13 protein-coding genes and 1 riboswitch are annotated in these 13616 nt (G+C 48.1%); of the genes, 11 read left to right on the top strand and 2 right to left on the bottom strand.

Translation table 11 applies throughout. The features are described from left to right. Positions 1-2 precede the first annotated feature (2 nt). From KNP88_RS01835 to KNP88_RS01810, 6 genes are all read left to right on the top strand, one after another. Positions 3-737, top strand: coding sequence for a Stp1/IreP family PP2C-type Ser/Thr phosphatase (locus tag KNP88_RS01835; RefSeq protein WP_214892070.1), 735 nt, complete (start codon positions 3-5; stop codon positions 735-737). Positions 738-739: 2 nt separating this feature from the next. Continuing rightward, a complete protein-coding gene (gene pknB / locus KNP88_RS01830; protein WP_214892068.1) occupies positions 740-2656 on the top strand; it encodes a Stk1 family PASTA domain-containing Ser/Thr kinase in 1917 nt (638 codons plus the stop codon). Between the two features lie 36 nt (positions 2657-2692). Then, the gene (gene rsgA, locus KNP88_RS01825; protein WP_214892066.1) at positions 2693-3598 is read left to right on the top strand and encodes a ribosome small subunit-dependent GTPase A; all 906 of its coding nucleotides are present in this window, start codon (positions 2693-2695) and stop codon (positions 3596-3598) included. Between the two features lies 1 nt (position 3599). Further along, entirely contained in the window at positions 3600-4256 is a 657-nt protein-coding gene (gene rpe, locus KNP88_RS01820; RefSeq protein WP_029330870.1) for a ribulose-phosphate 3-epimerase, read from the top strand. A gap of 20 nt (positions 4257-4276) precedes the next feature. Continuing rightward, a riboswitch (TPP riboswitch) is annotated at positions 4277-4383 on the top strand. Positions 4384-4447: 64 nt separating this feature from the next. Beyond that, a complete protein-coding gene (gene thiT / locus KNP88_RS01815; RefSeq protein ID WP_214892064.1) occupies positions 4448-5008 on the top strand; it encodes an energy-coupled thiamine transporter ThiT in 561 nt (186 codons plus the stop codon). Positions 5009-5010: 2 nt separating this feature from the next. Next, positions 5011-5610 (top strand): thiamine diphosphokinase, encoded by a 600-nt coding sequence (locus KNP88_RS01810; protein ID WP_214892062.1) that lies wholly within the window; start codon positions 5011-5013, stop codon positions 5608-5610. 217 nt (positions 5611-5827) lie between these two features. Here the strand turns inward: KNP88_RS01810 and KNP88_RS01805 are convergent, their stop codons facing one another. Beyond that, the gene (locus tag KNP88_RS01805) at positions 5828-7237 is read right to left on the bottom strand and encodes an amino acid permease (protein WP_214892060.1); all 1410 of its coding nucleotides are present in this window, start codon (positions 7235-7237) and stop codon (positions 5828-5830) included. Between the two features lie 139 nt (positions 7238-7376). After that, positions 7377-7565 carry a 50S ribosomal protein L28 gene (gene rpmB / locus KNP88_RS01800; protein ID WP_023468758.1) on the bottom strand — a complete coding sequence of 63 codons (189 nt, stop codon included), beginning with the start codon at positions 7563-7565 and terminating at the stop codon, positions 7377-7379. A gap of 284 nt (positions 7566-7849) precedes the next feature. Between rpmB and KNP88_RS01795 the strand changes: the two genes are divergently transcribed. The 5 genes from KNP88_RS01795 to recG all read left to right on the top strand — a co-directional run bounded on the left by KNP88_RS01795 (position 7850) and on the right by recG (position 13581). Continuing rightward, a complete protein-coding gene (locus tag KNP88_RS01795; protein WP_029330866.1) occupies positions 7850-8212 on the top strand; it encodes an Asp23/Gls24 family envelope stress response protein in 363 nt (120 codons plus the stop codon). Positions 8213-8237: 25 nt separating this feature from the next. Then, positions 8238-9911 (top strand): DAK2 domain-containing protein, encoded by a 1674-nt coding sequence (locus KNP88_RS01790; RefSeq protein ID WP_369834716.1) that lies wholly within the window; start codon positions 8238-8240, stop codon positions 9909-9911. A gap of 92 nt (positions 9912-10003) precedes the next feature. Then, positions 10004-10666, top strand: a complete 663-nt coding sequence (gene sdaAB, locus KNP88_RS01785) for an L-serine ammonia-lyase, iron-sulfur-dependent subunit beta (RefSeq protein WP_088837393.1) — start codon at positions 10004-10006, stop codon at positions 10664-10666. Between the two features lie 4 nt (positions 10667-10670). Further along, positions 10671-11567 (top strand): L-serine ammonia-lyase, iron-sulfur-dependent, subunit alpha, encoded by an 897-nt coding sequence (gene sdaAA / locus KNP88_RS01780; RefSeq protein WP_088837392.1) that lies wholly within the window; start codon positions 10671-10673, stop codon positions 11565-11567. Next, positions 11551-13581 (top strand): ATP-dependent DNA helicase RecG, encoded by a 2031-nt coding sequence (gene recG / locus KNP88_RS01775; protein WP_088837391.1) that lies wholly within the window; start codon positions 11551-11553, stop codon positions 13579-13581. The genes sdaAA and recG overlap by 17 nt, the downstream gene beginning before the upstream one ends. Positions 13582-13616: the final 35 nt, after the last annotated feature.

The raw sequence follows: 13616 nt of genomic DNA, 5'->3' as shown, positions 1-13616 counted from the left end.
TCATGGAGTTAGCTTATCTGACGACGACTGGAAAAGTTCGATTGCAAAACGAGGATACGGTGTTACTCGTTGGTGATGAAAAACAAGGACTTGCCGTCGTCGCTGACGGAATGGGTGGTCACGCGGCAGGTGAGAAGGCAAGCGCGATTGTGCATCAAGTATTTGCTGATGCTTATGCAGACATGCCAAGCCGACCAGCTGAATTATCTTCTTGGATTGAACAGCAAGTGGAAATTGCCAATTCTCAAATCTTACAGTATTCCAAGACAGAAAACTTGGCTGTCGTCGGAACGACGATGGCGTGCGTCTGTTGGTCGGACGAACTCCTTGTTATCGGTCATGTCGGGGATAGTCGAGTCTATGCGATTGAAGAAGGTCAACTGAAGCAACTGACAGATGATCATTCTTATGTCAATATGCTTAAGCAATTAGGTGAACTGTCGGAAGAAGAAGTCGAAAATCATCCACGTCGAAACGTCATCACGCGCTCGATTGGCTCGAACGAACTCGTCGACGTCGACGTCCAAGTCCGGGATGCACCAGGTTATGAAATTGTCCTCGTCTGTAGTGACGGATTAACGGATGAAGTCCCTTATGAAGTAATACAACAGCTGCTACAAGAAGATGCGCCACTCGAGCAAATCGTTGAACGATTAGTTTTTGAGGCGAATGAGCGGGGGGGAGCAGACAACATCACCGTTGCTGCCATCCGTTTCAAAGAAAGAAAGAGGGGCTGAATATGCGATACGGAGATCGATTAAATGACCGCTACCGCATAGAACGGCTAGTTGGAAATGGCGGGATGGCGAATGTCTATCAAGCTTATGATGAAATCTTAAAACGGAATGTCGCAATCAAAATTTTACGGACTGAATTTTCACATGATGAACAATTCATCCGACGTTTTGAGCGCGAAGCTCATGCTGCGACGAGTTTGAACCATCCGAATATCGTTGCCGTCTATGATGTCGGTGAAGAGGATTCGATTTACTATATCGTGATGGAGTTCATCGATGGGATGACGTTGAAAACCTACTGTGAAGGACGACCGCTCGCAATCAATAAAGCGGTTGAAATCATCAGTCAGATTTGTGATGCGATTGATCATGCCCATGCCCATCGCATCATCCACAGGGATATAAAACCACAAAATATGCTCGTCCGAGAGGATGGTACGGTCAAGGTAACGGACTTCGGTATTGCCGTCGCGATGTCGAACGCGACATTGACACATACGATGTCCGTTCTTGGTTCAGTGCATTACTTCTCACCTGAGCAGGCAAAAGGAAAATTTGCCGATGAAAAATCGGATATTTATTCGCTCGGTGCTGTCCTTTATGAACTCGTGACAGGACACGTCCCGTTCGAAGGAGATTCACCCGTTGCCGTGGCATTAAAACACTTGCAAGATACAGCGCGGCGGCCATCCGTCTTGAATCCTGCCGTGCCGCAAGCGCTAGAAAACTGTATCATGCAGGCACTAGCGAAGGCCCCGCACGATCGGCAACAATCCGTTGCTGAATTTCGGGAAGATATGGTGACGGCCTTATCTGTTGAACGAGCAGATGAAGGGGTTCGCGGGGAAGATCCGATGGAGCAAACGATGGTGTTGAGTCCAGTCTCGGCTCCGTCCGGGACTCCGGTCAAGGAAGAAGAAGCTACGGTCGCGACAGTTGTACCGAAGCAAAAGAAAAAAAAGCGATGGTGGATTGTGCTCGTATTCCTCCTCTTACTCGGAGGTGCCGCGACAACGTTCGCGATGTGGCCGGATCCGACAGTCGTTGTGCCGGATGTCGCAAAAGAAGATGCGGACGAGGCTGAAAAACAACTTGAGAAACTCGGTTTTATCGTCGAATCGACTGAGCGATCGAGTGATACGATTGATGAAGGACTTGTCATCAGTCAAGCACCGCGGGCAAAAGTGACCGTTAAAAAAGGTTCGACGGTCAATCTTGTTGTCTCGACGGGCAGTGATCCGGTCGAAGTGCCGGATGTAACGGACGAAACAGAGAAAAAAGCGACCTCGATCTTGAAGGATGCTGGGTTCTCAAAAGTAGATGTCGAAAAAGAAGAGTCGGAAGACATCAAACAAGGCAATGTCATCCGGCAATCGATTTCAGCCGGAACAGAAGTGATTGCAAAAGAACAGACGATTACAATCACGGTATCCGAAGGTTCGTCAGCGTTTGAATTGAAGGATTTGACGAACATGTCGAGTGCTGAAGTAAAAGCGTACTTGGACGCGACAGGTCTCGACGGTACATTCGAACAAGAATTTTCGAGTGAAGTCGAACTGGACCAAGTCATTCGTCAATTTCCGCAAGCGGGTGTCAAAGTCGAGCCGAACGATTCCGTGACGGTCTTTATTTCAAAAGGGGAGGAAGAACAAACCGTGACGGCGACCTTCCCGGAAAAAGTAGCCTACGATGCTGTAGGTGAAGGGGATGAAGAACCGCCGCGGCAAGTCATTCGAATCGAGACGGATGATGCTAAAGGGAAACGTACAGTGATTGAAGAGTCGATTGACAGTGATGAAACATTTGATGTTCCGGTGACGATTGATCCGGGCGAAGAAGGAAAAATCACAATTTATAAAGATGATGTAGTGTATCGCTCGAAAACGATTACCTATAAACAAGCGAAAGCAGAACAATGAGTGTGCTACGAACCGCAAATTGAAGGAGGGCATGGGATGGCAGAAAATCGTATCGAAGAAAATCGGGACGGGACGATCATTCGTCTACAAGGTGGGTTTTATGATGTCATGACGACGCAGGGCGAGGTGCGATCGCGCGCTCGGGGAAACTTCCGAAAACGTGGTATCAGTCCTGTTGTAGGAGATGAGGTCGTATTGCATATCGAAAGCGAAACTGGATACATTTTAGAAGTGAAGGAACGGCAAAATTTCCTGGTTCGTCCACCGGTCGCAAACATCGATCAAGCGTTGCTTGTCGTCTCAGCAGCAGAACCGGACTTTTCAGCCCATTTGCTCGATCGGTTTTTAGTCTTAATCGAAGCAAAAGAGATTCAACCCATTATTATCTTGACGAAGATGGATTTGTTGCAAGGAACAGCAGAAGCAGAAGTCCGGACGGCGATTGCCGGTTACCGACAAATCGGTTATCAGGTGATTGAGACGTCGAGTGAGACGCTAGAAGGGGTAGAGGAAGTCCGTCCGCTACTCAAAGAAAAAACGAGTGTGCTCGCGGGACAGTCGGGAGTCGGAAAAAGTTCATTGTTGAATGCGCTCGATGCGACGCTCGATCTCGAGACGAGTCACATCTCGAAATCGCTCGGACGCGGACGACATACGACGCGTCATGTGACGTTAATTCCGCTTGCAGAGGGCTTGATTGCTGATACGCCAGGGTTTTCGAACCTCGATTTTCCACACGAGATGGAAATCGAAGAATTACGTTGGTGTTTTCCGGAATTCGTCGCACGGCAAGATACGTGCAAATACCGTGGTTGCCTGCATTTAAACGAACCAGGATGTGCTGTCAAAAAATCAGTTGAGGCAGAAGAAATCATGTCCTCACGCTATACGAATTATGGTATGTTTGTAGAGGAAATCAAGAATCGAGCGCGGAGGTATTGAAATGATTAAAATCGCACCATCTATTTTATCAGCAGATTTCGCCAACCTAGAACGAGACGTTAAAGCTGTCGAGGCGGCAGGAGCAGATTACATCCATTTCGACGTCATGGACGGCCAGTTCGTCCCGAACATTTCATTTGGTCTACCCGTCCTCAGTAGTCTTCGTCAAAAGACGGACATGGTCCTTGACGTTCATTTAATGATCGATCGACCAGAAAACTTCGTCGAAGCGTTTGTAGCGGCAGGAGCGGATATCGTCACCTTCCATGTCGAAGCGACGAATCATGTCCATCGTGTCTTGCAACAAATTAAAGGGGCTGGAGCAAAGGCCGGCGTCGTGCTGAATCCACACACGTCACTGTCGACGATTGAACATGTCCTAGAAGAAGTCGACATGGTCTTGTTGATGACGGTCAATCCAGGATTTGGCGGACAAGCTTTCTTGCCGAGCGTCATGACGAAGCTGAAGCAATTAGCGATGATCAAAGCAGAGCGCGGTTTGACGTTCGAAATTGAAATCGATGGTGGTGTCAACGCGGAAACGGCAAAACTGTGTATCGACAATGGGGCAAACGTCCTTGTCGCAGGTTCTGCAATCTACAATGCACCAGACTATGCAGAAGCCATCACTAGTATTCGAAACGCGGCTCACGTATAATAGAGCCAAGACAATTAAATTTTGACCGCAAGGGGTGTCGCGTCAAGCGGCTGAGAGAAGTGAGTAGACTTTAACCCTTCGAACCTGTTCCGTTCAGACGGACGTAGGGATGTGGCGCACGCAGGCAGTACGGCGTCCGTCGTACTGCCTTTTTGTTGTCATCATTATTTTATTTTTAGGAGGAACACAGTATGAAACGATTACAAATGTTAATGGAGATTGCGATTTTCGCGAGTCTCGGTGTTGTATTTGATTTATTGATTCCGTTCAAAATGCCACAAGGCGGATCCATCAGCTTAGCGATGTTACCGATTTTCGTCATGGCCTTTCGTCACGGCGTCGTTGGTGGTGTCATCACGGGTGCGCTCGTCGGAACGATTCAATTGATGTTCGCTCCGCAAGTCTTGACGGTCGTCCAACCGCTGCTTGACTATACGCTTGCATATGGTGTCGTCGGTTTGAGTGGAGTGTTTGCAGGCCAAGTCAAAAAAGCAGCAACAGAAGGTCAAAAAAAGCGTCTCATGACGATTGTCTTGTTTGCGACCTTGTTAGGTGCAGGTCTACGTTACATCTGTCATGTCATCAGTGGAATCGTCTTTTTTGCAGAGTATGCCAAAGGACCTGTCGTTCCATACTCGTTCATTTATAACGCGACGTATATGGCTCCGTCGTATGTTTTATGTGGGGTCGTTGCAGGTATTTTGTTTACGACAGCACCACGTCTTTTACGTTACTCCGCTCGCGGTATTTAAAGATGAGAGTTTTAATCGTTGCGGCAGGACCGGCAGAAGACGTCCCGACGCTCGCACCATTCGTGAAAGACAAGACGATGATTATCGGTGTTGACGGCGGGATTGCGACATTAGTGGAGCAAGGACTTGATTTTGATGTGGCAATTGGTGACTTTGATTCGCTCGGATACGTTCCGGATGGTGGATTGCTTCATCCGGCAGAAAAAGATGAAACGGACTTAGAACTAGCGTTACGTTACGCTACCGAACAGGCTGCAGGTGCTGAACTACTCATCTTTGGTGCGACGGGTGGTCGGCTCGACATGACGCTACAGAACGTCTATTTGTTAAAACAATTCCCGACAGCACGACTCGTGACGAAACGTGAGGATGTCCGGTACTGGAAAACCGGTCAGTACGAACTCGCGTCTGAAGGGTATCATTACCTGTCATTCATTCCCCTTGTCCCGTCGAACTTGACGTTACGCGGCGTCAAATACCCTTTGACGGAGCATCCTGTTCCGGTCGGTGGTTCGCTAACGGTCAGCAATGAGTGGGTTGGTGTTGCGCAAGTGACGGTCGTCGAAGGGGAAGTTCTCGTCCTGCGCACGCACGAAAAATAAAAACGTGATAGACGCGACTCCATCATATCCCGCTGAAGCGATCGGGACATGCGTTCTTCAAGTACACGTCATGACGTCATGAACAAAAAGATAGGTATGGCAAACGCCGATGACTCCGTATGTGAAACGGAATCATCGGCGCTTTGATTTTTTAGCAGCTTATTTAGTTAGCCGCCTGTTTGAGATTAACCCGGTGTATCCAGGGTCCGATAACAAGTTACCGATTGTCGTGAAGTGTCGAACTGGCTGCCTGTTGTTCGCTTTTGGCAGCGATATGTTTCCCTTTGACGAAGAGATGGTAACTCGCCCATGTCAGTAGGAAGAAAGGGACGCCGAGATATAAGGCGACGCGTTGATCGGCTTGAAAACCTAAACTGATTAAGACGAGCAGATTGAGTGAGAATGAGAGGATGTGTAAGACTGGGAAGAACGGTGTTTTGAACTTCAGTTCGTCAAGTGTGTGTCCTGCCTTGATGAATTGGCGTCGGAAAGCGATTTGCGAAGCGGAAATCGAGATCCAACCGACTTGTGCTCCGAGACCGGCGATGGATAATAGCCAGATGAAGACGGTATCTTCTGCGAAGAATGCCGTCAATAAGGATAACATCGCGAACAGCATCGTGAACGTTAAGGCGCGCATCGGCACACCCCGCTGATTGACGATGGCGAGTTTCTTTGAAATCATGCCTTCTTGCGACATCGACCAGAGCATGCGTGTCGCAGCATACAGTCCAGAGTTTCCGACGGATAAGAGTGCCGTCAAAACGACGATGTTCATCAAATCTGCAGCATATGGGATGCCGATTGCGTCAAAGACCATGATGAAGGGACTGCTGATGCCGCTCGCTGACTCATACGGAATTAAAGCTCCGATAATTGTAATCGAGAGGACGAAGAAAATAAACGTCCGCCAAACCGTATTACGAATCGCTTTCGGAATCGATTTTTCTGGCTCACTCGATTCCCCGGCAGCGACACCAATCAATTCTGTTCCTTGGAAAGCGAAGTTGACGGCAATCATCGTCGTCAAGACGCCGAGAGCCCCGTTCGGAAACCAGCCGTTCGCCGTGAAGTTCGCGAACAACGTAGCTGGTCGTTCAGCCGCCATATCAATCCATCCGAACCATGCGGCTCCCCCGAGTCCGATGAAGAACAGGATGGCGAGTACTTTAAGACTTGAAAACCAAAATTCTGCTTCCCCGAATGCTTTCGCAGAGATGGCGTTCAATCCGAATAAGATGACGGTAAATAAGGCGCACCAGATGACGACGGGAACCTGTGGAAACCAGCGATCCATCAGACTACCGGCAGCTGTGATTTCAAGAGCGACGGTTACGGCCCATCCGAGCCAATAAATCCAACCGACGGCAAAACCGATGCCTGGACCGATAAAACGTGTCGTATACGTTTGGAATGAACCGGACACAGGCATGTGGACAGCCATCTCTCCTAGACAGAGCATCGTTAAGTACATGATCGTCCCGCCGACGATGTAACTGAGGACCGCCCCGAGTGGTCCTGCTTGCGAAATCGTCAACCCTGAACCGAGAAATAACCCCGTCCCGATAATACCACCAAGCGAAATCATAAATAGATGTCGGCTTGTCATGGCTCTTTTTAACTGCATGATGAATTCCCCCTTGAGCAATAAAGTAACTGCCAACTTATTGTAAGCGTTTTCAAATGCTGCGACAATTACTTTAGGAGAAAAATAAAAAAGACGACAAAAAAACCGGAAGGGAAGATTCCCGTCCGGTTTTTGCGCCTTATACGCGTTCGACTTTACCTGATTTAAGAGCTCGAGCTGAAACCCAAACCTTTTTAGGTTTACCGTCAACGAGGATACGTACTTTTTGTACGTTGACTCCCCAAGTGCGTTTCGTTTTGTTCAATGCGTGTGAACGGTTGTTTCCCGACTTCGGCGATTTTCCAGTAACGTAGCATTTACGTGCCATGCGTTCCGCCTCCTTTTATGTTGTTTTGCGTTCGTCCTAATAGACACTTTGCTATCTTAGCATGGTGTCAGGACGGTTGCAACATAAAAAAAGTAGCTGACAAGAAAAAAACTTGACAGAGAACCTCAAAATTTAAAATAATGGATGAGGATGATGGTAAAAGTTCATTTGACCGCTACTATTTTTCACTTATTCATTGTATAGTCAGTACGGCGACTTTTCAATAGTAGGTCCTTATAGTAGAATTACGAGAAGAACACAATTAGTTAAAGGGGGCTACTCAGGTGGCAATCGAGATGAAAACGACCTATGGAAAGATTGATGTAGATAATGATGTCGTCGCGCAACTGGCGGGCGGAGCAGCAATGGAATGTTTTGGTGTCGTTGGTATGGCATCACAATCACAAATCAAAGATGGGCTAGCTGAATTATTGAAACGTGAGAATTTTGCACGTGGCGTCATCGTTCGACAATCTTCAGAACAAGTTCACATCGATATGCATATCATTGTGAGTTACGGTACGAAAATTTCTGAAGTCGCGAACAATGTTCAAAGCCGTGTTAAATATACGTTGAACCAAGCGTTAGGGTTAGAAGTGACATCTGTAAATATTTTTGTCCAAGGAGTCCGTTTGACGAATGTCTAAGACGGAAATAGAGGAGGAAACTTTAGTGAGTGTAGATCGTTTAACAGGAGCCCAATTAGTCAAGATGATTCAAAATGGCGCGGCAAATCTCTATCAAAATGCAGATTTCGTCGATTCACTGAACGTATTCCCTGTGCCGGATGGCGATACAGGAACGAACATGAACTTGACGATGACATCTGGATCGAAAGAAGCAACAAACGCAACATCTGATTCTGTCGCAGACGTCGCATCAATATTCGCACGAGGTCTTTTAATGGGGGCACGTGGGAACTCTGGTGTCATCTTAAGTCAATTATTCCGTGGTTTCTCGAAATCGATTGAAGGAAAACAAACAATCGATACGAAGGAATTCGCAGATGCCTTGCAAAAAGGTGTTGATACAGCATACAAGGCCGTCATGAAGCCAGTCGAAGGGACGATTTTAACAGTTGCTCGTGAAACAGCAGTCGCTGCGATCGCACAATCGGAAACAACGACGGACTTACTTGAATTGATGCGCGGGATTGTCGAAGCATCAAAAGTTTCACTTGAAGGAACACCCGATCTTTTACCGGTCTTAAAAGAAGTCGGTGTCGTCGATTCTGGTGGACAGGGACTTGTTTGTATTTATGAAGGGTTCCTTGCGACACTCGAAGGAAAAGAACTTGAAAAACCGCATGCTCCTGTCATGGAAGCACTCGTCGAAGCAGAGCATCATAAATCGGCTCAAAGCTTCATGTCGACAGAGGAAATCCATTACGGTTACTGTACAGAAATCATGGTTCGTTTCCAAGATGATAAGTTAGCGAATGCGCCGTTCAGTGAAGAAGCATTCCGTAACGAATTATCTGAGTTCGGAGATTCACTGCTCGTCGTCGCAGATGAAGAGTTGCTCAAAGTTCATGTCCATGTCGAGACACCAGGTGATGTCATCAACAAAGGACAAAAATTTGGTGAGCTCGTCGCGGTTAAAATCGAAAACATGCGCCAACAACACTCAACGATTTTAGAAGAAGAAGGCGTCAATCACGTAACAGCTCCAGTTGCAACGAAAGCGAAAGCGAAATCTGCACTCGTCACGGTCGCAATGGGCGAAGGGATCAGTGAGCTCTTTAAATCACTCGGTGTCAGCATCGTCATCGAAGGTGGACAGACGATGAATCCATCGACGGAAGATATCGTCAAAGCGATTGAAGACGCGCATGCGGAGCACGTCTATGTGTATCCGAACAACTCGAACATCATCATGGCGGCTGAACAAGCAGCATCTGTTGCATCATGCGGCGTGACGGTCGTGAAATCAAAAACGGTCCCACAAGGACTGGCTGCGACAATCGTATACAACCCGGAAGCGACAGTCGATGAGAACGAGCGTCACATGATGGATGCGATTGGTGCTGTCAAGTCAGGACAAATCACATATGCTGTCCGTGATACGAGTATCGATGGTGTCGAGATTAAAAAAGATGATCACATGGCGATTGCGGAAAAACAAATCGTCGCAACGGATCACTCGAGTCTCGGTGCAGCGAAGAAACTCATCGATACGCTCGTCACGGAAGATGACGAAATCGTAACGATTTTATTCGGAGAAGGCGTAGCCCAAGATGAAGTCGACGAGTTAGTCGCTTACATCGAATCTGTCAATCCGGACGCTGAAGTCGAAGTTCACGACGGAAAGCAACCGCTCTATTCATATATTCTTAGTGTTGAATAAAGAATAAACGTGAAGTTACCTTTTCACGAATCCCACCATCTGCGATAATAGAGGTGGGATTTTGTTTTGTTTAAAAGAGAGGGGGAAATGAAATGAAGTATCGTAGTGTATTTGATATCATCGGTCCTGTCATGGTAGGACCATCGAGTTCCCATACGGCAGGAGCAGCACGAATCGGTTTGATGGCGGGTAAGTTGTTCGGGGAAACGCCAACAGACATTTATATCACGTTTTATGGATCATTTGCCGATACGTACCGGGGGCACGGAACCGACGTAGCGATCATTGGTGGGGTGCTTGGTTATGATACGTTTGATGATCGGATTCCTGAGTCGATTAAAATCGCCGAAGGGAAAGGGATTCGGATTCATTTTGAAACGAGTGAAGCACTGACGGACCATCCGAACACGGCGCGAGTCCATTTGACTGACGGAGAAAATCAATTTGAACTCGTCGGCATTTCAATTGGCGGAGGAACGATTGAAATTACAGAATTGAATGGTGTACCGTTGCGCCTCTCAGGTGGCGGGCCGGCACTTGTCGTCCTGCACCACGACCGTTTCGGGGCGATTGCGGCAGTCACAAGTATTCTCGCAGACTATGAAATTAACATTGGTCACATGGAAGTGTCGCGCCACGAAAAAGGACGTCAAGCCTTGATGGCGATTGAAATCGATGATCGGATGCCTAAAGAAGTGCTTGAAGAAATTAACCGGTTACCACAAGTCGAACGATCCGTCATGATGGGAGAGTGAAGAAATGTTTAAATCAGTAAAAGAACTCGTAGCACTCGCTACGGAAAAGAATGTCCCGATTTCAGAAATCATGATTGAACAAGAAATGACGGTCCGCCACTTAGAGCGTGATGAAGTATACGCAATGATGGAACGGAATTTACAAGTCATGGAAGAAGCTGTCGAACGGTCATTGACAGGCGACGGTGTCGAATCGGTCACCGGTTTGACAGGCGGGGATGCAGTCTTACTGCAACGATATCGGGCGTCAGGGAACGGATTATCGGGAGATCTTTTGTTAGATGCCGTCAGCAAAGCCATCGGAACGAATGAAGTCAACGCGGCAATGGGGAAAATCTGTGCGACACCAACAGCAGGGAGTGCGGGCGTCGTCCCAGGGACGTTGTTCGCCGTCAAAGAACGGCTTCAGCCTTCACGCGAGGAGATGCTCCGATACCTTTTCACATCGGGTGCGTTCGGGTTCGTTGTTGCCAATAATGCGTCCATCTCAGGTGCGGCAGGCGGATGCCAAGCGGAAGTAGGTTCGGCGACAGCAATGGCTGCAGCTGCCATCGTCGAAATGGCAGGAGGCACACCGGATCAATCGGCGCATGCGTTTGCAATTGCTTTAAAAAATATGCTTGGTCTCGTCTGTGACCCAGTCGCTGGACTTGTCGAAGTCCCGTGCGTCAAACGAAATGCGATGGGAGGAGCGAATGCACTCGTCGCAGCAGATATGGCACTGGCTGGCATCACGTCACGTATTCCGTGTGACGAAGTCATCTCGGCAATGTATGAAATCGGTCAAATGATGCCTTCTGCCTTACGTGAAACGGCGAAAGGCGGTCTTGCGAATACACCGACTGGACGCTGGCTCGAGTCGAAGATTTTTGGAGATTTATCGAATGAATCCATCAAGTGAGGTCACGGCACTTAAGGGAGTCGGGCGTGATTTGGCAACTAAGCTTGCAGAAATGGATATCGTAACGATTTCGGACGTGCTGGAGCACGTCCCATTTCGTTACGATGATTTCGTTACGGGGAGTTTGACGGAAGCCATCCATGAAGATAAGGTCAAGTTCACAGGTCAAGTTCAATCAGAACCGCTCGTTCGTTATTACGGAAAAGGTAAGAATCGGCTAACGTTCCGGTTACTTGTCGAAGAACGGTACAGCGTCACGGTGACGATGTTTAACCGTGCCTTCTACAAAGCCCAGTTGAAGTTAGGGGAAGAAGTGACGGTCAGCGGCAAGTGGGATTTGCACCGGATGACGATTTCAGCGACGGAACTTCAATTCGGGGCGATCGAAGGTGAACTGACACCCGTCTATTCCTTAAAAGGTGACATGCGGATGAAGACGTTCCGCCGTGTCGTCGAACTCGCTTTCGCAGCAGTAGAATCAGTCGGGGAGCGGGTGCCCGATTCGATTCGGACGGCGTATCGACTTCTCGACCGGATGACGATGCTGAAGGCGTTACACTTCCCGACGCATCGAAAAGAATTGACGGCGGCGAGAAGAAGTTATGTGTATGAAGAGTGCCTCTATTTTCAGTTAAAGCTTCAGACATTACGACTTGGAAAGCGGCAGGGACAAGGCATTGCTTTACCGTTACATCAAGCAGCCGTCGACGAGTTCATTGCAGGACTGCCATTTCCGTTGACAGGCGCTCAAAAAAGAGTGACAGAAGAAATTTTGAGTGATATGCATCGAGCAGAGCGAATGAATCGGTTGCTGCAAGGAGATGTCGGAAGTGGGAAGACCGTCATCGCGGCGATTGCCCTGTTCGCGACGATTCGTGCGAACAAGCAAGGTGCCTTGATGGTTCCGACTGAAATACTAGCGGAGCAGCATGCTTCGTCACTTGCCCCGTTACTCGAACCATTCGGGATTAAAGTCGGTCTCTTAACGAGTTCTGTCAAAGGAAAGGCTCGTGTGTTATTGCTAGAAGCCTTACGGCAAGGAGAAATCGACATCCTCGTCGGCACCCATGCCTTGATTCAGGATACAGTCGTCTTCAAGGACTTACATTTAGTGATTACGGACGAACAACATCGGTTTGGTGTCGAACAACGGAAGCGCCTCCGAGCAAAAGCAGCGCAAGCAGATGTCCTCTATATGACGGCGACACCGATTCCGCGAACACTTGCGATTTCTGTGTTTGGCGATATGGATGTTTCGATCATCGACGAGATGCCAGCAGGGCGTAAAGAAATTGAAACGTACTGGGCAAAACCAGAACAGATTGAACGTGTCTTTGGTTTTGTTGAGAAGGAATTACTTCTCGGGCGGCAAGCCTATGTCATCACGCCATTGATCGAGGAATCTGAATCGCTTGATGTTCAAAATGCAATGGAATTGCATGCCGTTCTCGTCGAACGTTTCCGCGATCATCAAGTTGGTTTGATGCACGGACGTCTCGGCTCGTCTGAAAAAGACGAGGTCATGCAAGCTTTTAAGGACAATCAGGTCCAAGTCCTCGTCTCGACGACTGTCGTCGAAGTTGGGGTGAACGTCCCGAATGCCTCAATCATCGTCATTTACGATGCAGAACGATTCGGTCTCGCGCAACTGCATCAATTGCGTGGACGTGTCGGACGAGGGGATGCGCAGTCATATTGTATCTTGATTGCTGATCCGTCGTCTGACACCGGGAAAGAGCGAATTAAGACGATGACAGAGACGAACGACGGCTTCAAATTAGCGGAAAAAGACTTAGAACTACGCGGATCGGGTAATTTCTTTGGGACAGAACAAAGTGGATTGCCACGTTTCGTCCTGACAGATCCTGCTCTCGATATTCAAATCATGGAAACAGCCCGGAACGACGCCGTCCGTTTGTTACGTTCGGATGCCTTTTGGCAAACATCGGACTACGACGTGTTACGCCATTATATCGAAGAGCAAGGACTGCTTGATGGAGAAAGAATTGAATAATACTTGAAAGTGAACAACGGGGGATATATACTACT

Source organism: Exiguobacterium sp. H66, from assembly GCF_018618705.1.
Classification (GTDB): Bacteria; Bacillota; Bacilli; order Exiguobacteriales; family Exiguobacteriaceae; genus Exiguobacterium_A; species Exiguobacterium_A oxidotolerans.
Note: the sequence above shows the minus strand (reverse complement) of the source record. Positions and strands in the feature narration are given on the sequence as shown.

Coding starts and splice junctions, on each gene's coding strand:
- KNP88_RS01835 (WP_214892070.1), top strand. CDS start 3: ATGGAGTTAGCTTATCTGACGACGACTGGAAAAGTTCGATTGCAAAAC.
- KNP88_RS01805 (WP_214892060.1), bottom strand. CDS start 7,237: ATGCAGTTAAAAAGAGCCATGACAAGCCGACATCTATTTATGATTTCG.
- rpmB (WP_023468758.1), bottom strand. CDS start 7,565: ATGGCACGTAAATGCTACGTTACTGGAAAATCGCCGAAGTCGGGAAAC.
- rpe (WP_029330870.1), top strand. CDS start 3,600: ATGATTAAAATCGCACCATCTATTTTATCAGCAGATTTCGCCAACCTA.
- KNP88_RS01810 (WP_214892062.1), top strand. CDS start 5,011: ATGAGAGTTTTAATCGTTGCGGCAGGACCGGCAGAAGACGTCCCGACG.
- thiT (WP_214892064.1), top strand. CDS start 4,448: ATGAAACGATTACAAATGTTAATGGAGATTGCGATTTTCGCGAGTCTC.
- rsgA (WP_214892066.1), top strand. CDS start 2,693: ATGGCAGAAAATCGTATCGAAGAAAATCGGGACGGGACGATCATTCGT.
- sdaAA (WP_088837392.1), top strand. CDS start 10,671: ATGTTTAAATCAGTAAAAGAACTCGTAGCACTCGCTACGGAAAAGAAT.
- pknB (WP_214892068.1), top strand. CDS start 740: ATGCGATACGGAGATCGATTAAATGACCGCTACCGCATAGAACGGCTA.
- recG (WP_088837391.1), top strand. CDS start 11,551: ATGAATCCATCAAGTGAGGTCACGGCACTTAAGGGAGTCGGGCGTGAT.
- sdaAB (WP_088837393.1), top strand. CDS start 10,004: ATGAAGTATCGTAGTGTATTTGATATCATCGGTCCTGTCATGGTAGGA.